Raw genomic sequence first — 22002 nt, 5'->3', positions numbered from 1 at the left:
ACGTAAAAAAGACCCGCAATTCTGCGGGTCTACGTGTCTTTTTTTATTTTGCCTTTACGGATTCGATTGTCTTAAGTCGGAGCGTTCCGTTTGCATCTTTTGTATAGGTTACTTTCACTTTTGATTCTTCTTTTAGGCTGTTGACTTGTTTAGAGAATGTATTTCCGAATTGAATGGCTATTTCTTTTCCATCAATGTTGACAGCAATGGTGTGTCCATCAGCCAAACCGACATATGTGCCTTCTTTGGTGACTTCATTGTTCTTATTCGATGTTGATTCTTTCTTTGTTTTAGACTCGTCCTGAGTCGTTTCTTCTTTTGTTATTTCTTTACTTGAGCTATCTTTTGTATCTTCATCAGATTGACCTGCTTGATCTTCTGTTTGAGCAGCTGTTTCTTTGCTTTCATCGTCTGCGTCTTCTGTCTGGTCATCTGTTGCTTTTTCTTTGTTTTGATCAGCTGATTCCGTTGTTTCTTTTTTGCTGTTATCCGTATTGTTATTGTTTGATTGATTTGTTGTGCCGCATGCTGTAAGCACTACACCTAGAAGTAATACTAAAATCGGCATTGTGATTAACTTTTTCAATATCGTCACCTCTTCATGATTTGTCGATTTGCTGTCATCGGAAGGTAAACACACAAAAAATCCACCCTCTATGTTTCAATTATAACAAAAATAACCTGAATTGAAATGTATTTTTAACTTGACATGTCAGGCATTCGGTTTATTTTATTCGAAATAAACCGAAACACCCGCAGCGATTCCAGAAGCTAGCCGATCCTTTGCAATGGTTGATTTTAAAATACTGGCATCAATCGGACTGGTCACAAACCCTGTTTCCAGCAGTATGCTTGGCATTTTTGAATACTTGATCACGTAGAAACCGGCTGTTTTCACGCCGCGATCCTTTGTACCGAGGGCACTCACCATTCGGGGCTGAACCTTTTGTGCCAGCTTTAAACTATTGGCCGCAGCATACGTCGCATCATAATATGTCTCTGTACCATTTGCACTTCTGTTATCATTTGCATTGGCATGGATGCTGAAATACATCAGCACCCGCCTGTGCCCCTTTGCTTACACGTGTTTGCAAGGAATCAAAAGTATCAGATGATCTAGACATGACCGTTATGGCACCCGCTTGATTGAGCCTACCACGCAGCTTTAACGCCACTTCTAAATTGACGTTTTTTTCAAGAAGTCCATTCCCAACCGCTCCAGCATCCTGCGCACCATGACCTGAATCGATCAAAATGGTTTCACCTAACACCGCATTTTTCAGTTGTGTGACGACATTGGCTCGAATGTTGGACGCTCCGCTTGCTGAAAGGCATAAGGCACAGCACTTAGAGCATCCGCATATGCATCCCCGCCTACTAGAACAACAGTAGATGCTGTCGACCATCCTCTTTTCGCAGCATTTACTGCGACCTCATACCGATTACTTCCTTCAATCCTCGATACGGTATGCTGTGCAAATGCAGATGGTGCATACAAACATAGAGAAATCGCCATCAATACAAAACATTTAATATAGAAACGAATGAAGTCAACCTCCTTGGTTTTGAACCCTTCACCCTGGAATCACTTCATGGACTTTGGACTTTTGAAAAAAGGCTGCCGAGAGACGTTCTCGAGCAGCCTAGAGGAGTATCTTAGGCACCCCTCATGTTTGTGTTTTTTTATCTAAAATAGCCTGAAACGCCGCTTGAAATCCCTGATGCTAATCGGTCTTTATATGTGGCGGATTTCAAAATATTTGAATCAACTGGACTGGAAACAAAACCAGTTTCTAAGAGAACACTCGGCATCTTAGAATATTTAATGACATAGAAGCCAGCTGTTTTCACACCGCGGTCTCTTGTGCCTAATGCACTGACCATTTTAGGCTGGATGTTTTGTGCAAGCTTTAAGCTGTTTGCAGACGCATATGTTGTGTCGTAATACGTTTCTGTCCCATTTGCACTGCTGTTATCATTTGAATTCGCATGAACACTAATGAAGATATCTGCTTTCGCATCCGCACCTTTGCTCACTCGTGTTTGAAGACTGTCAAATGTGTCTGATGTTCTTGACATGGTAACGAGTGCACCTGCGTTGTTTAATTTTGTATTTAAACGCTTCGCTACGTCTAGATTTAAGTTCTTCTCATATAATCCATAGCCTACAGCTCCTGAATCTTGAGCGCCATGACCTGGGTCAATGAATACTTTTTTGCCGACGACTGGGTTCTTCAATTGATTCACAACAGTTGCTGTGACCGTATTTGGACTGCCTACGACCGTGAATTTGGTGATATTTTTACTACTAATTGTTGCTCTTGTTACTTTTGGCAACGTCTTTTCGTTCGTCAAAAGCAAGGCTTTGTTTTGCTTGGCTGCAATCCCTGCCGCAGAAGATGAAGTGGCATAGCCAAATCCTCTTCCTACATAGGTGTTATTTGTGCTCATATTGTACTTTTTCACAATATTCGCAGCTACGTCATAACGAGTAGAGCCTTTGATTCGAGTTGGAGATTTCAACTGATTGTAAGCTGCTTTTGTGACGTAATTCTCTCCGCCTACGACAATGGTTTGTTTGACATTGCTTGCCTTTGCAACAGCAGCGATTTCAGAACGAAGGCCCTTTTTGTCTGTATATAAAATTGGGAAACCTTTTTGCGCTGCCACAGGTGCAATCGCAATCCCATGCGCATAGAAAGAACCTTCCACGACAACAACGCCAGCTGGCGTTTTCATTTTTTTCGCGATATTTGCAGATAGCTCATATCGGTTTTTTCCTGAAATACGTTGTGTAGAGATGCCCATTTTCTTCACTTGATTGACCACGTCATTTGACACACTTGATGTGCTGCCTAATACAATGACTGTCTTTGTCTTTAATGCCGTTAAGGCTTTTTTTGTATCACCTGAAAGGCTTTTACTGTTTGTGTAAAGAACTGGTCCATTTTTTTGATGTGCAAGCGGAATCCCCGCTGTTGCATCTGCATACGCAGTCTTCCCTACTAAAACAACTGTACTTGCTGTTCCCCATCCTGTTTTCGCTACATTTGCTGCTACAGCATACCGGCTCCCGCCGTCAATTCGAGAGACTGAGTTATCTGCCAAAGCTGTTGGAACAATAACGAAAATAGCGATGAGGCTGAGGATGGCTGTTTTGATCATTGAGCGCATCTTCTAAGTCCTCCCTTAACCTTTTAATAGTTTGTTAGTTTCGTGCCTGGATAGTAGAACGAAAGTATGGAAGAATATGAGTCTCCAGATTCAGCTCTAGCTTTGGCGCCGTATTGGCTCATTCCAATGCCGTGACCATACCCTTTTCCTGAAATCGTGAAGTCATCTGTATTATTTTTTACTGACGCAAACGTACTTTTCACCTTTGTTGCGCCCATGACGGTTCTAAACTCCGTCATCTTCATACTTGCCGTTGTACTTTTGTTCACTGTATACGTGCCTGTTTTGTTTTTCAAATGGTAATTCAGCTTGATTGATACTGTCTGCGCACGCTGACCTTTTGTTTTACCCGAGAATGTCAGACTAGAGATTGCTGCGATTCTCATGTCAGATGCAGCTGTTTCTTTGTTTTTCAGCAGCCATGATTTTAGACCAGCAAGATCGGCTGCATTTGCTTCTTTTGTCTTAGACCACTGAGAGGCTGCTGTACTTGCAGTGAGCGTAGTGCCTAATTGTTTTTTAGACAACTTTAGTGTCCAAGTATTGACCGGATCTTTTGTGTCTTTTTTGGCTACTAAGTATGGAAGTGCATTTCCCCACACTTCTTCACTTGCCTCAGTATATCCGCCATTACTAGAATAATAAGTTGCTGAAATGAGTTGATTGTTATATGTCAGAACCTTTCCTTTTGTGGCATCGACAGCTTTTGTCGAATTCGTGTACCAATTATATCCTCCATATACTTGGAAGGCTGTTGTATCAGGTACGACTTTCCCAATACTTTTCACTGAATACGTTCTAGCGGCAACCGCTTGTGCTTTTAATGCTTCAACATGCCAGCTTGCAGGCATTTCGTTGGGCACAACACCTTTAAGATAGTCTTCAAATGGAATATTTTCGAGAGTCGGCCTGATATATCCTGATTCAATGGCAAAGTTTACATGACCTAAGTAAGGCTTTCCTGCAATTTGAAGGACATTTTTCGTTGAATATTTCTCAGGAACAACTCTTAATGTGTTATACGTCTTGATGCCTTTTAATGAAATTTTTCCGTTAGAAATATTCAATTGGTAGTTTTGATTTTTTTTCAGATAGACTTGCTTGGCTAAAGAATCTTTCAAGCTATCTTTGATTGCACTTGTGCTACCAGCCAGATGGTAAGCATATGTACCTTTTTCTTTCAGCAGTGCTTTTAGTGATGCTGTAACAGAATCTGGTTTCACATACACAACGGTACTGTTAGATTTTGCAGCCAATTGCGACATCGGCATTGCATAAATATAGCTAGAGGCTTTTGCTAAATAGACTTTATCTGCATTGATATTTAATTTCTTGATGATATTCACAGATAATTCGTAGCGATTGGCCCCGCTGATTCGTGTAACTTGTGAGGTTTTTTTGATTTGATTTTCTACTTTTTGTCCAGTACTTTTCGTACTGCCGACGATGATCACTTTACTTGGCAATTTGTAGGACGGAATAGAATCTTTTTTTGTTAAGAGAATTGGGTATCCTTTTCTCGATGCATAGGATGCAATCGCAATCCCATTCATAAATGAGTTCCCGCCGACAACTACGGCTTGCTGATAGTTACCCATTTCCTTTGCGATTTTTTGGGATATTTCAAACTTGTCTTTTCCACTAATGCGTCTCACTTTACCGTACTTTTTGATTGATTTCTCAGCAGCTGTTGAAATACTTTTCGTATTACCGATAATCAGGATGTTGTCCGGATTCATTTTTTTCAGCTGGTTTTCAGTTGTTTTCGTGAGCTTTTCAATGTTCGTGTACAAAATCGGTGCGCCCAGTTTGTATGCTAACGGCGATACAGAAATGGCATGATCAAAAGCATCTCGGCTCACAATCACAACGGTTGAAGGGTTTGTCCAGCCTGCAGAAGCGATACTATTGGCTACTTCGTATCGATTTTTGCCATCATATCTTTTCGTGACAGCAACATTTGATCCTGATAGCTTGTATTCTCCAGTTGTTGATAGATCTATACTATTTTTGTTTCCGATATAATTAGACAATTTCACTGAAATTGTCGAGCTAGCCATGGCAGACTGAAACGGTGCGACTAGTAGAGTCAGTGTCATGAGAACAATAAGTGTAATGCCTGTTTTCTTCAATTTTGTTCATCCCGCCCATCTTTTTTACTTCTGTTTTTCAATCTTTTGAATTTCTTTTTGACCACTGTCATTGATAAAGTAAGAGATTTCTACTTTGTCACCTGGTTTAAATTCATTTAACACATCTTTAAAATTATCCGTAAATTCATAGCTTAAGGTCGTATTCATTTTTTTCACTTCAACTGTATGTGCATCAGCCATTCCAATAAATTCAGCTTGTTCTTCAAGTACCTGAGGAGTTGAACTGCTTGTCTTGTTTTCTCCTGAGGACTGCTCAGCCGTTCCACATGCTGTGAGCACGATACCTAGTAGTAGTATTAAGAACGGTAAACCGACGATTTTCTTCATTTTTTTCACCTCATGTCTTTGTATCGTCTTATAACATAATATTTTAAGGTAAATTTAAGGTTTTTTGAAACCTTTTTTTTGTTACAACGTCTATATCTAGGTTCAGAGTAAAAAAATAACTTGTTTATCAAGATTCGTAAACCTATAATCATGGAAGAATCATAGAAAAGGTGAGGGACATTATGAGAGCTGAAAGAAAAAGAAAGAAGAAAAAGGTTCTTTGGATTGTTTTATCGATTATTGGCTTGTTCGTTTTAGTTACTGGCGGATATGCCTATCATCTTTGGAACACAGCGGCATCAACGGTTGCAGGTATTCAGGAAAACTTAAAGAAGTCAGATAAGCGTGACAAAGATGTCGATTTAAGTAAGAAAGACCCGATCTCGATTTTAATCATGGGTGTCGATGAAAGAAAGAATGACCGCGGCCGTGCAGATACATTAATATACATGACAGTCAATCCGAAAACCAAAACAACCGAGATGGTGAGTATCCCGCGTGATACGTATACAAAAATTGTCGGAAAAGGCACAATGGATAAAATCAACCATTCTTACGCTTTCGGCGGTACACAAATGGCAGCAGATACAGTAGAAGAACTGCTTGATGTACCTGTTGATTACTTTTTTAAAGTAAACATGGAAAGCTTTAAAGATATTGTCGATACACTTGGCGGCATCACAGTGAACAGCACGTTTGCTTTCAGCTATGACGGCCATTCATTTGGTACAGGAGAGATTAACCTGAACGGCGATGAAGCCCTTGCCTATACAAGAATGAGAAAGCAAGACCCTAAAGGTGACTTCGGGCGTCAGCAAAGACAGCGTCAGGTCATTGAAGGCATCATTGCAAAAGGAGCTAACATCTCATCTATTACGAAATTCGGCGATATGTTTAAAGTTGTTGAAAACAACATGAAAACCAACATGTCCTTTGACGATATGTGGACGCTGATGAATGATTATCGTGATGCAAGACAGAATGTGAAACAGCACGAGCTGAAAGGCACAGGCACACGAATCAATAACATTTATTATTATCAGCTTGATGACAGCAGTTTAGCGAAAGTGAAGAAGGAATTGAAGGAAAGTTTAGAGCAGTAAAAAAACGAAGACTACGTGAATGTAGTCTTCGTTTTTTTATGATTGAAATGGGGCTGGCTTTTCGTCACTTAACCCAAAACGATGAAGGAGCTCTTGAACGATACGTTTCGATGCTTGTCCATCACCATAAGGGTTAGAAGCCTTCGACATGTTATCGTACTCTTGCTGGTCTTCTAACAGCTCTTTTGCCATCTGATAAATGGTTTCCTCATCTGTTCCTGCGAGCTTGAGCGTGCCAGCTTTCACGCCTTCTGGACGTTCTGTTGTATCACGCAGCACTAATACTGGCTTCCCTAAAGAAGGAGCCTCCTCTTGCACACCGCCGGAATCCGTTAAAATAAAGTGTGAAGCGGCAGCAAAGTTATGGAAGTCAACCACTTCAAGCGGCTCAATTAAGTGCACACGATCGAGATCACTGAATTCCGTCTGTGCCGCATCACGAACGACAGGATTTAAATGAACAGGATATACGACCTGAACATCTTCAAACTCTTCTACAACACGTCTAATCGCTCTAAACATGTTTTTCATCGGCTGACCAAGGTTCTCCCTACGATGAGCCGTTAATAAGATCATTTTATCTGTGCCTATTTTCTCTAGAATAGGATGCTGATACTGTTCAGTGACTGTTGTTTGCAGAGCGTCAATGGCGGTATTTCCTGTGACAAATATGGTTTCTTCTTTTTTATTTTCTATTAAAAGATTCTGCTTCGCCTCAGCCGTAGGTGCAAAGTGAATATCAGCAATAGTACCTGTCATTTGGCGGTTCAATTCCTCTGGGAATGGAGAATACTTATTATGTGTTCTCAAGCCTGCCTCAACATGGCCTACTGAGATTTGGTGATAAAAAGCAGCTAAACTTCCCGCAAAGGTTGTCGTTGTGTCTCCATGAACAAGGACAATATCAGGTTTTTCCTCTTGGAATAATTGATCTAGTTTTAACAGGGCGTTTGATGTGATTTCAGATAATGTTTGGCGTTCTTTCATAATATTTAAATCGTGATCGGGCTTGATATCAAAAGCTTTCAGCACTTGATCAAGCATTTGACGATGCTGAGCAGTCACAGTAACCGAAGATTTAATTTGTGGATATTTTTTTAGTTCAAGGACAAGGGGTGCCATTTTAATCGCTTCAGGCCTCGTCCCGAATACAGTCATTACATGTAATGTTTTCAATAGTCGATGCCTCTTTCCTTCTCAATTATTATGAGCCCATTATACAAAAATTATCTACAATTGATAATTGAACTTCATTATAGCTTAATAAAATATTTAAATAAAACATCACAATAGAGTTTGACTCCTTTTAAAAGTAAGATAGAATTTAATAGTATACTCTCTATATATACAATCGTATTTAAGGAAGGTGCAAAATTCATTGAAAAAAGTACGTAAAGCCATTATACCAGCTGCAGGTCTAGGAACACGTTTTCTTCCTGCAACAAAGGCCATGCCTAAGGAAATGCTCCCAATCGTAGATAAACCAACTATTCAATATATTATCGAAGAAGCTGTTGATTCAGGCATCGAAGATATTATTATTGTGACTGGGAAAGGGAAAAGAGCTATAGAAGATCATTTTGATTTTGCTCCCGAACTAGAACGTAATCTAGAAGAAAAAGGGAAGACAGAATTACTAGAAAAGGTAAGAAAGTCCTCTAATATTGCTGACATTCATTACATCCGCCAAAAGGAGCCTAAAGGGCTTGGTCACGCCGTTTGGTGCGCCCGTAACTTTATCGGCGATGAACCATTTGCCGTGTTACTAGGGGATGACATTGTTCAAGCCGAAACACCTGGGCTCCGCCAGCTGATGGATGAATATGAAAAAACCTTGTCATCTGTGATCGGCGTTCAGCAGGTAGCGGACAGCGATACGCATCGCTACGGGATCATTGACCCTCTTACACAAGAAGGACGCCGCTACCAAGTGAAAAACTTTGTTGAAAAGCCGCCGCAAGGAACAGCACCATCGAATCTAGCCATTTTAGGGCGCTACATTTTCACGCCAGAGATTTTTATGTTCCTCGATCAACAAGAAATTGGTGCAGGCGGAGAAATTCAACTGACAGATGCCATCCAAAAGCTCAATGACATCCAGCGCGTATTTGCCTATGATTTCGAAGGAAAACGATATGATGTCGGCGAGAAACAAGGTTTCATTGAAACGACCCTAGAGTTTGCCCTTCAGGATGAAGAGCTGAAAAAGAAACTCATTCCATTTATGAAACAGCTTCTTGAAAAAGAAGAAGCCCATTAAGAAAAGCTACCGGCATCGGCAGCTTTTCTTTTTATTTCAAAACTGAAATGGTCAGCGTATGCTGTTCATTATCAATGACAAACAGATAATTTTCGCCCTTTACTGCGAATTTCGTTTGTTTCTCATTCATCCAGACATTATGTTCTGTCAGCCCGAGTGTCGAAGGAGAAATCGTCATGATCTCGCGGAACACCATCGTTTTCGCCTGTCCATTTTGAATCACATAATCCGTTTTTTCAGTCGTCAGCCGCTCAATGGCATCACCCTGTTCACTTTTGACCGAGATAAGTGTTTGCATTCTTTGCTTCAGCACAGACTCGTCTTTCCCAAGGAAAGAAAGTAAGTATTCATACGAGCCTGCGGATGCGGGAGATACGTAGGAATTGAACTGTGCGGGTCCGATGGATAATGGCTTCAACTCATCTGCGTTTTGCAGCGCATTAGGTTTCGCATAATACGTCTCTGCTGCCGTTTTGATTTGAACGGTTTGTTTGTTTTCAGCCACAGCCTGTACTTCTTGTCCAAACGGCAACGTAACGTCTGCCTTTTTCTTCATGGCTTGGTCTTTATAGACTGTCATTGGATCTGCCTTGACTATGGCCAGTTGATCAATTTTTTTCATATCAGAGGCACCTTTCGTCTCATTCTTCGTTGACTGAGGCGCCTCTGTTTTATTTGATGGAATTGCACCAAATGTCGCCAGCGTACGAAGCGGGCGGTCCGAAAACATAGAAAGGGCAAGTAAGATGGTGAAGAGCGCTAAAATCGTCACTTGTAACGCTGGTCCGAAAAACGAACGTCGTTTCCCGTTCTCATGATAACGAGACACCCTTTCTGTCTTTTGTACACCTTTTCGACCTTCCTTGTGCTTCAATTGGTATTCCTTTTTCTCTTGCTTGGATAGCTTGTTAAACCATTCAACAAACTCCTTATACTCTTTCACAACCTTTTTCGTATCATCAAACATACGAAGCTCACCATAATGCATCCAAGCAACCCGGTCACAGATTTTTTGGATTTGACTAATGGAGTGGCTCACAAAAAAGATTGTCTTTCCTTGTTCTTTAAATTCTGTAATGCGGTCCACACATTTTTGATAGAAGGTTTGGTCTCCTACAGATAACGCTTCATCAATAATGAGGATATCTGGATCAATATGTGCTGAAATGGCAAAGCCTAAACGAGATTTCATCCCGCTTGAATAGCTCTTTACAGGCTGATCGATAAAGTCGCCAATATCCGCAAACTCGACGATTTTTTCATATAGCTCGTCTATTTCTTTATTCGTCAGCCCCATCATTAAGCACTTTAATCGAATGTTGTCTTTACCGCTTAATTGATTATTCAGCCCTGCCGAAATGGCAATTAACGAAGGCTGGCCATCCATATCAATCTCACCGCTCGTCGGTGGAATGATTTTCGCTAGAAGGTTCGACATCGTTGATTTTCCAGATCCATTGATTCCTACAAAACCAATCGTCTCACCTTCATATACGTCAAAGGACACATCACGAACAGCAAAGAAACCTTTTTCATTTTTATTAGGAAAAAACAGCCCTTTAATCTTATCCGACTGTTTTTTATATAGGACGTATTGCTTGGATACGTTTCGAAACGAAACCTTTAGTTTCATCGTATAATCTCCTTACTTTTTAAAGAAAATCGACAAATTTATCCCTGAATTTCATATGAAGCAATGAACCAACTGTTAAAAGAAGAAGCGTCATCAGCCAAAAATAAAGCGTATATTTCACATCATGGAAGAACCATTCTCCCTTTAACAAGCTATTTCTGAAACCATCAATAATGTAGAAAAGAGGATTCAATCTTAAAATATCTCCTATCCATGCTTTGTCTCCAGTGAGCTTCTCTGAGATATTCCAAAAAATCGGCAGCAAAAAGAAAAGTAAACGTGTCACGGATTGTAACAGAAATTGATAATCTCTTACGAGTACGCTAATTGTTGAATTAAACAAACTAAACGAAAACATAAACGCGATCATACAAATCAGATAGTATATATATTGTAGCCAATGCGCGTCAGGATATATGCCATAGGAAATCAGCACAATCAGATAGACACCCATCATGACAAAATAGCTAAACAAATTGGACATAATCACCACAGACGGCAGCGCACTAATCGGAAAATTCATTTTCGATACCATATTAATGCGTTTAAACACACTGTTTGATCCATCAAGAATCGTCGGACTAATGAAGAACCATGGAATTAATCCGGCAAGCATCCAAATGATAAATGGAACCTCCATGCCTCCAATGACAATTGGCTGTCCTCCTCTAATTCCCATACCAAAAACAAACCAGTAAGCCAGCATTTGAATCAATGGATTTAAAAACTGCCATAAAACACCTAAATAATTCATCTGATATTTTGATTTTGTTTCATAAACAGCAAGTCGCATAATCAGCGGAAATGAGCCGATTTGCTCCTTCAATATCGTCAACATTGCGTTCATTGTTATCTTCCTTAGATATAAGTTTTTGGGATTACTTTTTTAAAAGCACCGTTCATAATTGTAACAGAAGTTGAGGATTATTTCACTTTATATCATGATAAAAGGCTTACAAGCCATTAGCTGTAAGCCTTTATCCTGTTTATTTAACCTATTCAAACACTACTTCCACCACACGCTTCGATGACTCTCCGCTCTCTAAATAGCAGAACTTTTCATAAAACGGTGCGAATGAAGCTGGTAATGTAAAAGTCGGCTGTTCTGTTTCTCTTACCCATTCAATCACGCTTGATGTTTCTTTTACAAGCGGTCCTGGTGCTTCTTGTTCAAAGTCGAAGTAGAAGCCTCTTAGTTTGTCACGATATGTTTCGATGTCTGGTACATAGAACAGCATCGGACGTTTGAGGTTTGCATAATCAAAGAACACGGATGAGTAATCTGTGATGAGCAGATCAGAAATCATATACAGGTCTCGAATGTCTTCGTAATGAGAGAAGTCATAGGCAAAGCCTTCATATGGTCCTAGATCAAAGTTTTCAGCGACTAAATAGTGCATACGAAGAATGATGATATATTCTTCTCCGATAGCTGCTCTCAGCTCATGCAGATCAAGGTCTAAATCAAACTTGTACTGCCCTTTTTTATAAAATTGATCGTCTCTCCATGTCGGTGCATATAAAATCAATTTTTTATCAAGCGGCAGGTTCATTTTTTGTTTGAGTGCTCTCATCGTTTCTTCATTGTTTTGATTGTGAAGGAAATCATTTCTCGGATATCCCGACTCAATCATGGTCTTCTGGAATTGGAACGCACGTGTAAAGATTTCAGTCGAGTATGCATTAGGAGAAATGAGATAATCCCAGTTCGATGCTTCTTTCGTGAAGTTCTTTTTGTATTTCTTTGTGTTTGTTCCAGGCATATGCACTTCGTCCATGTCCATCGCCAGTCGTTTTAACGGCGTACCGTGCCATGTTTGCAAATATGTTGTGTGGTCTGGTTTTGGAACCCATAGCGGCAAACGGCTGTTTACGACCCAATACTCGGCTCTTGCCATCGCAAAAATCCATTTGAATGACAGACGATTGATATAGTAGATGCCTCTTTCCTTAAACGGTGCTTCATGCCCTTTTTTAACGCTCCAGATCAGCGTATATTCAGGGTGATTTTCTTTCATATATTCATAAATAGCACGAGGGTTACAGCTGAATTGTTTCCCATTAAAGCTCTCAAAAACAACGGTTTTCTCTTTCACAGATAGCTTACTCGCCAGTGTAAAGGTCGTTTGGAACGTCCTTGTCACAAGTCGATTGCGGACTTTTTTGATTTTGCCGATTTGCTTTTTGACTTTCTTCCATTTGCTCTTCACATAGTACTTAGCACGTGTCTTCATGGTGTAATCATTAATTCGGATGCCAAGCGTTTGTCTTTTTTTCTTTCGGTACACTTCATATCGAATCGGTACATCGTTTCGTTTATAAATTTGAACAAGCCCTTTGAGTTTGTTTGAACGATCTCCCAGCACTAAAGAAGTCGTTGTTAGCGTTTCTTCCACTCCGTTAACATCGCAAATAAACTCAAGATAGAAACGATATACAAGGCGTTTGTTTAAGGAATAAGTTAATTCCTTCAAAGGGACTTCTGCTAAAAATTGATAAAGCTGTGGTGTTTGATGGTCATCACGGTATTCAATTGCTTCATCTTTTTTATGTGTGATCTTTACCGGAAAGCGGTGCTCAATTGGTTCTTCACCATTCTTCTTCAATAGAAGCTTTACTTCTTTGATTTGATAAGGGTGCTCTGCACTCAGAACGCCTGCATACCCAGATAAAGATAACGTACATTCTTTGTTAAGCTCGATGTGATTGAATTTCACAACTTTGAGCTCCCGCTTGATTTTCAAAGAAGCATTTCCCTTGTCTGTACGATATGGAATGACATACAGCATCGCCTCTTTATTTTCTACAAATGTCATCTCTGGCGTTTCAATGTCCATTTTCAAACGACGTTTATAATATGGTGTTTTCTCTTCTATTTCAGAATCTGCATTGATATCGGCTTCTTTTACTTCCTCTTCCTCTTCTTCCGAATCAGAATCATAGGCTGAGTCTTCAAGCTCGTCTTCGTCCTCTTCTTTGTCTGCGCTCAGATAGTCCGTAACATATAAGTTATATGTCTGGCCTTGCTCTAACGAAAGCGGGAACGAAGCTTCATTCAGTACCAATTTGAATAGATTCTCTTCCTGATGAACAAGCGGAAGGAATAGTTCTTGTTTTGATACCCTTTCTCTCATAAACAGATAAAATTCTCTATCTGCTAATGGCATGTCATCGTAGATGCGGACGAGCATTTCTAATTTCTCATGATGATTTTTTAAACCTATAACGACACTCTTTTTATGAATACCATCTTCAATCATTAATCGTTAGTCTCCTCTATTCAAAAATCTTACCGCTATTTTGTATCATTATTTCACTTTCCAAGAATAGTTCCCCTGCTTTGTTTGATACGACCAGCCATCTATTGATGATGGTTTATTGGTCAGGAGCTCTCCCTCTACTTCTAGACGTTGCAGAACTTCTTGAAGTTCTTCTGTTTTGAAGCGAATGTAAAAATCAACATATTTCGTTTCGTTCAATTCAATGTTTTTCTTTGTTTGAAAATGACCAATTGGGAAGCTAACTTGATGGTTTTCATCAATTGTTTGAGAGATAATTTCAGCTCCATTGACTCGATCATATCCTGCAAAATCAATTTTCACATGATCCGCTTGGCTCATTTCGTCCTTCACCTCAAGCTGAAGGTGCAGAACATGGTGTTCAGAGCTTAGATCACGCAAGCTCCATTTCATGCGCTCCACGATACTTCTCAGTTCATCTTTACGCACACGGTTTTCGAGCATCTGATGAAGGGCTCTATTCCAAGCCGGCATTTCATCAGAAGGCACATGATAAAAATAAGCTTGTTCTCCCAATACCTTCTCGACATCTTCTTTATGCTTAGTATCTCCAAAGAAGACGGCATCCACTTGCTGTTTTCTGATTTGTTTAAATAATTCTCCATATTGAGAATCAATGTGGTGCGGATTTTCCTCATAATGGGCTTCATGCACAAAAGCAGCATAATAAGTTGTTTCCGGTTGATCTATTTTAAACAGATGGCGATCTTGGTCCCGTTCCTCTGTTACCATCAGCTTTAACCGGTCATTTTGTGATTGAATCATAGATAGCCATTGCTGCTTTATATCCGTCTTCTTTGAAAATGTTTGAATTCCTGTTTTTTTATACCAATTAATGTGGCGCACTGGATTTTTTTTTGCATCACCAGAGTAGATGATCTCCATACAGATGCTACCATCGTCCTTGATCAATTCCTCTAAGTATAGAGCGCCTGTATGAGGAACAAAGCTTTGTACTCTGCGCAAAGCTCCCTGCCAATCGTATTCTTCCCTCTTCACTAATTGCTGCTCTTCATTATATTGATCAATCGTCCAAATGGGAGAAGAAGGCAGTTCATATCTCGTCACCTGAATGGTCGATTCATCTGCCGGTATGACCGATTCATTGATCGAATGCGGTACTTCCCCTGCAATAAACTCCGAGTAATGCCTTTTGCTCCCGCTCTCCGGTAAAATATAATGTTCGAATACATTCATGATGTCAATTTGAGGATGGAAGGCCTCCTTCATGCTGCGGATACGTTCCTTCGCATTTACATCGAAGTTCAAAGTTAAAATCACAGCATGCTTATGTTCCTCAGCCAGTCGCTTTAATCTTGCATTTAAAGACTTCGTTAAGCTATCATCCTGTTTTGGCACGTCACCTACAATAAAGTAGTAGTCCATATCAGGGATACCAACTGATGTCATTGTTTCATGTGGTTCAGGTTGATCCAATGTGTGTTCAACTTTTTTCTTCATCCAATTTTGAAACACAGGAAGCTCTCCTTAAAAATAATGATGCCTTGCTCATTGTATTTTACATGAAAAAGCACTTCTCACCAAAAGATAAGAAGTACTTTTTTTCAATCTATTAAAGTCCCGCAATTTCTTCCTTAATTTGTGTTGTCGAGATACCTTCTGTTCTCTTCAAGTAAACGACTTCACAATACTCTTTCAAGAAATCGAATTTGCCTTCCCAGTCATCTCCCATGACAAATACATCAATGTCATGCTCTTGTACATCGCGGACTTTTTGATCCCAGCTATTTTCTGGAATGACTTCGTCTACATAACGAATGGTTTCTAAAATCAGCTTTCGATGCTCGTAGCTATGATAAGCCTTTTTTGATTTTTGTAAATTAAATTCATCTGTAGAGATGGCCACCACTAAGTAATCTCCGAGCTGCTTTGCACGCTCTAGCAGCTTGATGTGCCCCCAGTGTAATAAATCAAATGTACCGTAAGTAATAACTTTCTTCATTGTAAACATAAACTCCTTTCTTTCATCCTTATTCGTCTGCTTCAAACAGTAATGTTTATCCGTAATCCTATTATCATCGATTCATATTTTTTCGCTCTTCGGAACCTCATTATATCACAACGCCCAATAAACGTTAAGCAGATGTAAAGACAAACTATTTCCAATTTAATGGGCACGAATGAAAAAGTCCGAAAAATCAATGTTTCACTAGGCTTCAGTCCTATGAAGTGATGAAAATGTCACGAAATTTAAAGGATTGTAAAGTTATTGTTAATATTTCATGGAGCAACTGTGATAAAATGATGAGTAGGTGAAGAATGAATTTACAATGAACGTTCATAGATAACAAGATAAAAAGGGGGTCTGAGCAATGCAAACAGAAATGGTCTCTAACCTTTCTTATGTAAATGGCGACTTAGAAGAATTTATCAGCTATATCAATCAACATCATATTTCCCAGAGAAGAGGCGCCATGATTGCGACGGTGAATCCAGAGATCGGCTATGCAGTCATGAAGGATGATGCGTACCATCAAGTGGTCTCTTCTGCGGATTATGTACTGCCGGATGGTGTAGGCGTCGTGTTGATGTCACGCATGACACAAAGTCCATTGAAATCAAGAATTGCAGGTTTTGATGTGTTCATGTCTATGCTCGATCTTGCAAACAAGCAATCTAAAAGTATCTTTTTATATGGGGCGAAAAAAGAAGTGCTTGAGGCTGTCAAACAGCGGATTGATTCGGAATATCCAAATGTGGTGATCGCAGGCAGCTGTGACGGTTATCAAGCCGACAAACGTTTTGTGGCAAAACAAATTGCTCGTTCAAAACCAGATATGGTATTTGTTGCTTTAGGTTATCCAAACCAAGAGAACTTTATTTATGAATACCGTCATTTGTTCCCGCAAGCTGTTTGCATCGGTTTAGGTGGAAGCTTTGATGTATTTAGCGGAACGGTGAAGCGCGCACCACGCTGGATGATCAAAACAAATACAGAATGGCTGTACAGACTGATTGTCAATCCGTGGAGATGGAAACGAATGCTGAATATTCCGAAGTACGCTTTTGCCGTATTAAAAGAAAACAAAGGGAAAAAGCGCTACTATCCTGAGCAAGTAAAGGATCAGACGAAGCAGCTGTGAGAGACTGATACATGATGAACATACGCTCACTGATCATCTCATGTTATGCAGCTTTCGTGTCTTTCATTGGATGGCTGATGAGCGGCGTGAAACCTCGTGAAAACCAGGTGACGCTGCTTGTTTCATTCCAGGAGAATGCAGCTGCTCTCATTGATGCTTATCAACAACAGGCGAATATGACGATGAAGCTCACTGTCCTCTATACGAAGCATGCTTCCGCGATAGAAAAGGACGTGCCTCATGTGTCATTTCGCTATTTTCATGAAAAAAATCCCTTCCATCTCATTCAATGTATGTATACGATGCTGAAAAGCAAAGTCGTTGTCACGGACAATTATTTTCTGATGACAAGTGTGCTGAGAAATAGACCTTCTACTACTTGTATTCAGGTGTGGCATGCCAATGGCGCTTTGAAAAAGTTCGGTCTTGAAGACGCTTCAAATCGTGACCGAAGTTCTCGTGATCTGAAACGCTTCAAGCGGGTCTATGCGTCTTTCGATTATATCGTCACAGGCTCAGATCAAATGCGTGAGATTTTTAACACTTCATTTGGCGTCGATGACGATCGTTTTTTACCAACAGGTGTGCCGTTTACGGATGTGTACTATGATCAGCGCCCACCTTCCTTTGATACAGATGTTTTCCCAAAAGGAAAAAAAATCTTGCTTTATGCACCGACCTATCGAGATTTCGCTATGGACGATCTTGTCCTCCCCTTTTCAAAAGAGCAATTGAAGAAAGAACTGAACGGCGACTACATCCTGCTCGTTAAGCTTCATCCTGCGGTTAAACATTTAGCCAAAGCTGAAACAGATGGTGAATGGATATTTGATGTGTCCGATCAGCCGCTCTATCCTTTGCTCTATGCCTGTGATGTCTTGATTACGGATTATTCGTCAATTGTGTTTGAATATGCGCTGCTTCAAAAACCTGTTTTGTTCTTCACTTATGATCTAGAGACGTATCGAACGAAACGCGGCTTAGTCGATCATTATGAAGACATCATTCCAGGAAAGGCTTGCGTGACTCATGACATGCTCTTAAAGGAGCTAATGCAGCTAAACGAAGCAGACAATCGAGCCTTATTAAAAACCTTTGCTGAGGAATGGAATCAATATTCAAAGGGGCAGTCAAGTAAACAGCTCTTATCATTTATCGAACAGCAGCTCTTACACAAAAAACGTCCGGCTTCTCAATAGGAAGCACGGACGTTTTTTTATTGGTTATACACCGGAATATCATAATACAGCGTATAGTTATCAAGTAAGTTATACAAACTATACATACGAGTGACCTGTTTATAAGCCCATCCAATATCCGTTGCATATTGATGAGTGGCTGCCGCAGACCAGCGCATTTTATAAATCGTATCTTGTTGGTATGTGGCGTTATTGATATAGCTGTTACCAATGAATTTTGCCCCGCCGATAATGGCTGCTTCTGGCGTAAACCATTGCTGTTCATACGCATACTTTGCACCAAGGTAATTCGGATTGCTGTCATATGCACCAATGCCATACATATTATATACGATCTTATCATTAAATTTCGTACCGTTCGCTAAAACCGAACTTCCGTTACCAGTTTCAAGCAGCGCATGAGAAATTAAATAGATTTCGTTGATATGATATGTTTTCGCTGCTGTAATAAAGGCTTGTCCTTTTCCAGCTAGAATACCTTTCCCTGCTAAAATCTTCGAATTGACTTCAGCCGGATCGAGATTCGCAGCTTCAGAGAGTTTGAGAAATTGAAAATATGATGGCGTACCCTCAACGATATTGGCTGGGTCTACATATTTTAATACTTCTGCTGAACTCGCATTTCTCCAGCCAAGGCTGATCTTTATCCAGTTTCCTTCTTTCCCAAGCTGTTTCACTTTTGTACCCTTGTTCAGCTGTGCCACAATGTTGCTTGAAGAACTTGAATCCGGTGTAGAACGTACATTTAACCCATCCGTATTCACTGTTGAAGTCGCTGCGTCTACATATGTCGCATACACATATGCCGCACCATCTGTCTGTGGTGACACCTTCATTTGTTTGTTCACCATCTCATTGACAGTGAGGTTATAATTCGTTTGCATAACCATTGGACCATTTTTGATTTTGGTTGCGGTGGCTGTCCAGCCATATTGGCTTTTCACAAAAGCAATGGCCGCATTGGCACTGGTTAATCCGGTGAATTGCTGCGTCATGTTGATTTTATATACCGGTGATGTTGTCGTTGTATAAGCTGCTGTTTCATTCCGTTTTTTGAAAAATGTCATGCCTTGATCACGCAATGCAGCAGTCGAAATGACACCTGTTTTGATCTGATATTGACCATAATCGGTTGTACCCGTTTTTTGGGCGGCCGCCTTCATTTTTTGTTTCGTCAAATAGCTAAGTGCTTGATTGAGTTTTGTCTGATTCACAGTCGCCTCTGTTGTGATACGGTATTGCTTGACAACTTCTGTTAAAGTTTTTGTACTGCTGGCAACCCCATTTTTCTCAATGATTTCTTGCGCCTGCTTCACTTTGTTTTGATCATATACAGGTGTTGTCACCAAGCTATACGCTTTGGTGACGGCTTGCCCCTGGGCTGTTGTGATGTTACTTGTTACCTGTTGTGCCTTTAAGTATTCGGCACCTTTATTCACTTTTGCCTGGTCCATTGCTTGATTGACGACAAGTCGATACGTGCTGTCAGATGCTACACCTGTTTTTTTCGTTGTTGCGGACACCTTTTTCTTTTGGAAGAAAGCGGCTGCTTTTTTCGCTTGATCATCACCCAAAAGATTCCCAGTCACTACTTGATATGGCTGCGTAGAAGATATTTTTTTGGACGTATAGTGCCATTTCTTTTTCTTGAAAAAGTCCACTGTTTTTGCGTAAGCCGTATCGTTTAATTGATTGAGCTTCACGATATAATTTTTCGTTTTCCCTACTCGCTGCAACGTACCGGCAGCACCAGTTTGTTTCTTGATCTGCGCTACAGCTGAGGCTGCTTGTTTGCTGTCTTTGAAATAGCCCGATTCCATGCTATACACATTTTTAGCAGCTCCTGCCTTCTGAATCTTCCCGCTGATTTTTGCTTCTTTTTGCAGCTGGGTCAGAAGGATCTGGGCTTTAGACTGGTTAGCTTGTGCAGCTGATGTGACGATGTAATACGGCTTGCCTGCAGCCACCGTTTGAAGCACTGCTTTTATACCAGATTCCTTTTGAAAGCCTTGCAGGATGGTATTTGCCTTACTTTGTCCAACAATATTGCCTGAGATCAGCTGATACACGGTGCCCGCTTTGCTTTCAGTTTGGTATGTACTAGTGACTCCGACCTGCTTTTGTAATTCCGTCTGAATATTTTTGACCTTCGTTTCTGAATCAATGACTCCTGAAATGACCTGATAAGAAGGTTTGCTTTGATTGATAGGTTCATAGGAGCTATTGAGCCCTGATGTTTTCGTCAGCTCTAATGAGAGTTTTTTCGCCTGGCTTTCATCGTTGATTGGGTCAGATACGACCTTTTGTAAAGGAAGGCGGTCACCTACTGGAGACACAGTACCGCTCATGCCCAGCTCCTTTTTTAATGCCGTAGCACTTGCACTTGCTGCAGCTTGTGAGTCATATCCTGAGGCAATGAGTTGATAGGTTGATGTATTTCCTGAGGTTTGATAAGTGGCTGTCCACTTTTTGTCCTTTTTCAATGCGTCAACTGCTTTTTTCACTTCTGCTTCTGTTGTAAATACTTTTGAGGTGCTGATTGTATAAATGGATTGATCGACATAGGAGGCTGCTTGTGCTTCTTTGCCTGTGTGTAATGTCATACCAAAGGCAGCTGCGAGTAACATAATCTTGATGGTTTTTTTCACGTTCCCTGTCCCTCTCTTAATTTTGCATATAGTCTACTAATCTCTTTATCGACAAAAACAATGGCTCTTTCAAGTCATGCAATAGAAAAATAGAGGACCCCCTGAAGCCCTCTTTTCATTTATATATGTGACACAATGAGTTCACAAGATCCTTCAATCGAGAAGCTCCCTGTTTCAGCTGGCAGGATAAAATGAGCCCCTTTTGGCAGTGGGTACGTGTTCCCATTATGCTCTAAAGACCCTTCCCCATTAATAACACTGCACAGCAAAAACGGATAATCCTGCGAAAGCTCTACTTTTTGATCAATTTCCCATTTATACACAGAGAAATATTCTGCTTCGACAAATGTTCGAATGGTCACCCCTGGACGAGTTTCTACTGATTCATCTGCATAACCGTCTACATGAGGGACCGTTGTGACATCAATAGCTTGCGCGAAGTGAAGTTCACGCTCATTGCCATTTTGGTCTTTTCGTTCATAATCATACACCCGGTAAGTCGTATCTGAGCTTTGCTGCGTTTCAAGGACAAGCGTTCCTTCACATAGCGCATGAATGGTTCCGCTCGGCACATAATAAAAATCGCCAGGCTTAATTTTCACTCGCCGCAAGAGACCTTCCCAATCTCCGCTGTTCATCATGGTCACCAGCTCAGTTCGTGTTCTTGCATTATGACCATAAATCATTTCTGCTCCTTCTTTGCAGTCAATGATGTACCAGCACTCTGTTTTTCCAAGCTCTCCATTTTCATGTCTTCCCGCATAATCATCATCTGGATGTACTTGAACGGATAAGTCTTGGTTTGCATCTAAAATTTTGGTTAATAGCGGGAAGCGGTCGCCTTCTATTCCCCCGAACAATTCTCTGTGATTGTCCCAGAGTTCGATCAACGTTTTCCCTTTATATGGACCGTCTTGCACGACACTTGGTCCGTTTGGATGAGCAGAAATTGCCCAGCATTCTCCCGTTCGATCAGAAGGAATATCATAGCCAAATTGATCTCTTAAGGCTGTACCTCCCCATATTCTCTCCTTCAATTCAGGCAGTAAAAAAATTGGTGACTGCTTCATTCAGGATGACTCCTCCCTTTGCTACCCTTTGA

Annotated in this window: 17 protein-coding genes and 1 pseudogene; 4 read left to right on the top strand and 14 right to left on the bottom strand. The window is 40.5% G+C overall.

What is annotated here, in order from left to right:
- Window positions 1-43 precede the first annotated feature (43 nt).
- The 6 genes and pseudogenes from GPA07_RS03495 to GPA07_RS03475 all read right to left on the bottom strand — a co-directional run bounded on the left by GPA07_RS03495 (window position 44) and on the right by GPA07_RS03475 (window position 5654).
- Complete coding sequence (locus tag GPA07_RS03495) at window positions 44-595, bottom strand: hypothetical protein (protein ID WP_232532140.1); 552 nt, start codon at window positions 593-595, stop codon at window positions 44-46.
- A 135-nt stretch (window positions 596-730) separates the two neighbouring features.
- Window positions 731-1292, bottom strand: a pseudogene (locus tag GPA07_RS03490) (N-acetylmuramoyl-L-alanine amidase family protein); the annotation flags it as partial.
- Window positions 1280-1516, bottom strand: coding sequence for a cell wall-binding repeat-containing protein (locus tag GPA07_RS18775; protein WP_232532104.1), 237 nt, complete (start codon window positions 1514-1516; stop codon window positions 1280-1282). The pseudogene GPA07_RS03490 and the gene GPA07_RS18775, both read right to left, overlap by 13 nt.
- Before the next feature lie 167 nt (window positions 1517-1683).
- Complete coding sequence (locus tag GPA07_RS03485; protein WP_008357523.1) at window positions 1684-3174, bottom strand: N-acetylmuramoyl-L-alanine amidase; 1491 nt, start codon at window positions 3172-3174, stop codon at window positions 1684-1686.
- 23 nt (window positions 3175-3197) lie between these two features.
- Entirely contained in the window at window positions 3198-5306 is a 2109-nt protein-coding gene (locus GPA07_RS03480) for a SpoIID/LytB domain-containing protein (RefSeq protein WP_157292035.1), read from the bottom strand.
- A 24-nt stretch (window positions 5307-5330) separates the two neighbouring features.
- The gene (locus tag GPA07_RS03475) at window positions 5331-5654 is read right to left on the bottom strand and encodes a LytA (RefSeq protein WP_071168490.1); all 324 of its coding nucleotides are present in this window, start codon (window positions 5652-5654) and stop codon (window positions 5331-5333) included.
- A 182-nt stretch (window positions 5655-5836) separates the two neighbouring features.
- Here GPA07_RS03475 and tagU point away from each other — a divergent pair, with 182 nt between their 5' ends.
- Window positions 5837-6757, top strand: coding sequence for a polyisoprenyl-teichoic acid--peptidoglycan teichoic acid transferase TagU (gene tagU / locus GPA07_RS03470; protein ID WP_008357528.1), 921 nt, complete (start codon window positions 5837-5839; stop codon window positions 6755-6757).
- A gap of 36 nt (window positions 6758-6793) precedes the next feature.
- Here the strand turns inward: tagU and wecB are convergent, their stop codons facing one another.
- Entirely contained in the window at window positions 6794-7933 is a 1140-nt protein-coding gene (gene wecB / locus GPA07_RS03465) for a non-hydrolyzing UDP-N-acetylglucosamine 2-epimerase (protein ID WP_157292034.1), read from the bottom strand.
- A 202-nt stretch (window positions 7934-8135) separates the two neighbouring features.
- Between wecB and galU the strand changes: the two genes are divergently transcribed.
- Entirely contained in the window at window positions 8136-9017 is an 882-nt protein-coding gene (gene galU, locus GPA07_RS03460) for a UTP--glucose-1-phosphate uridylyltransferase GalU (RefSeq protein WP_071168488.1), read from the top strand.
- A 31-nt stretch (window positions 9018-9048) separates the two neighbouring features.
- Here the strand turns inward: galU and tagH are convergent, their stop codons facing one another.
- From tagH to tagD, 5 genes are all read right to left on the bottom strand, one after another.
- Window positions 9049-10650 (bottom strand): teichoic acids export ABC transporter ATP-binding subunit TagH, encoded by a 1602-nt coding sequence (tagH, locus tag GPA07_RS03455; RefSeq protein WP_157292033.1) that lies wholly within the window; start codon window positions 10648-10650, stop codon window positions 9049-9051.
- Window positions 10651-10669: 19 nt separating this feature from the next.
- A complete protein-coding gene (locus tag GPA07_RS03450) occupies window positions 10670-11497 on the bottom strand; it encodes an ABC transporter permease (protein WP_008357537.1) in 828 nt (275 codons plus the stop codon).
- Between the two features lie 148 nt (window positions 11498-11645).
- Window positions 11646-13910 carry a CDP-glycerol glycerophosphotransferase family protein gene (locus GPA07_RS03445; RefSeq protein WP_008357539.1) on the bottom strand — a complete coding sequence of 755 codons (2265 nt, stop codon included), beginning with the start codon at window positions 13908-13910 and terminating at the stop codon, window positions 11646-11648.
- A 48-nt stretch (window positions 13911-13958) separates the two neighbouring features.
- Window positions 13959-15425, bottom strand: a complete 1467-nt coding sequence (locus tag GPA07_RS03440) for an alpha-glucosyltransferase N-terminal domain-containing protein (protein WP_008357541.1) — start codon at window positions 15423-15425, stop codon at window positions 13959-13961.
- Between the two features lie 97 nt (window positions 15426-15522).
- Window positions 15523-15912 (bottom strand): glycerol-3-phosphate cytidylyltransferase, encoded by a 390-nt coding sequence (tagD, locus tag GPA07_RS03435; RefSeq protein WP_008357543.1) that lies wholly within the window; start codon window positions 15910-15912, stop codon window positions 15523-15525.
- Window positions 15913-16282: 370 nt separating this feature from the next.
- Between tagD and GPA07_RS03430 the strand changes: the two genes are divergently transcribed.
- Window positions 16283-17053 carry a WecB/TagA/CpsF family glycosyltransferase gene (locus GPA07_RS03430; protein WP_071168484.1) on the top strand — a complete coding sequence of 257 codons (771 nt, stop codon included), beginning with the start codon at window positions 16283-16285 and terminating at the stop codon, window positions 17051-17053.
- Between the two features lie 11 nt (window positions 17054-17064).
- The gene (locus tag GPA07_RS03425) at window positions 17065-18252 is read left to right on the top strand and encodes a CDP-glycerol glycerophosphotransferase family protein (protein WP_157292032.1); all 1188 of its coding nucleotides are present in this window, start codon (window positions 17065-17067) and stop codon (window positions 18250-18252) included.
- 17 nt (window positions 18253-18269) lie between these two features.
- Here GPA07_RS03425 and GPA07_RS03420 read toward each other — a convergent pair whose 3' ends face one another.
- Window positions 18270-20900, bottom strand: a complete 2631-nt coding sequence (locus GPA07_RS03420) for an N-acetylglucosaminidase (protein WP_071168483.1) — start codon at window positions 20898-20900, stop codon at window positions 18270-18272.
- 119 nt (window positions 20901-21019) lie between these two features.
- Window positions 21020-21970: a mannose-6-phosphate isomerase, class I gene (manA, locus tag GPA07_RS03415; protein ID WP_008357550.1), complete on the bottom strand. Its 951-nt coding sequence runs from the start codon at window positions 21968-21970 to the stop codon at window positions 21020-21022.
- Window positions 21971-22002 lie beyond the last annotated feature (32 nt).

Origin of the sequence: Bacillus sp. ms-22 (genome assembly GCF_009759805.1) — a bacterium.
In the GTDB taxonomy this organism is placed as follows: domain Bacteria; phylum Bacillota; class Bacilli; order Bacillales; family Bacillaceae; genus Bacillus; species Bacillus xiamenensis.
The sequence above is the reverse complement of the archived record's forward strand: the minus strand, read 5'-3'. Positions and strand labels throughout refer to the sequence as shown.

Bases quoted from the DNA above. Each gene is read 5' to 3' on its own strand.
- GPA07_RS03445 (WP_008357539.1), bottom strand. From the start codon at position 13,910: ATGATTGAAGATGGTATTCATAAAAAGAGTGTCGTTATAGGTTTAAAA.
- tagD (WP_008357543.1), bottom strand. From the start codon at position 15,912: ATGAAGAAAGTTATTACTTACGGTACATTTGATTTATTACACTGGGGG.
- tagH (WP_157292033.1), bottom strand. From the start codon at position 10,650: ATGAAACTAAAGGTTTCGTTTCGAAACGTATCCAAGCAATACGTCCTA.
- tagU (WP_008357528.1), top strand. From the start codon at position 5,837: ATGAGAGCTGAAAGAAAAAGAAAGAAGAAAAAGGTTCTTTGGATTGTT.
- manA (WP_008357550.1), bottom strand. From the start codon at position 21,970: ATGAAGCAGTCACCAATTTTTTTACTGCCTGAATTGAAGGAGAGAATA.
- GPA07_RS18775 (WP_232532104.1), bottom strand. From the start codon at position 1,516: ATGGCGATTTCTCTATGTTTGTATGCACCATCTGCATTTGCACAGCAT.
- GPA07_RS03475 (WP_071168490.1), bottom strand. From the start codon at position 5,654: ATGAAGAAAATCGTCGGTTTACCGTTCTTAATACTACTACTAGGTATC.
- GPA07_RS03485 (WP_008357523.1), bottom strand. From the start codon at position 3,174: ATGCGCTCAATGATCAAAACAGCCATCCTCAGCCTCATCGCTATTTTC.
- GPA07_RS03450 (WP_008357537.1), bottom strand. From the start codon at position 11,497: ATGAACGCAATGTTGACGATATTGAAGGAGCAAATCGGCTCATTTCCG.
- GPA07_RS03430 (WP_071168484.1), top strand. From the start codon at position 16,283: ATGCAAACAGAAATGGTCTCTAACCTTTCTTATGTAAATGGCGACTTA.
- GPA07_RS03425 (WP_157292032.1), top strand. From the start codon at position 17,065: ATGATGAACATACGCTCACTGATCATCTCATGTTATGCAGCTTTCGTG.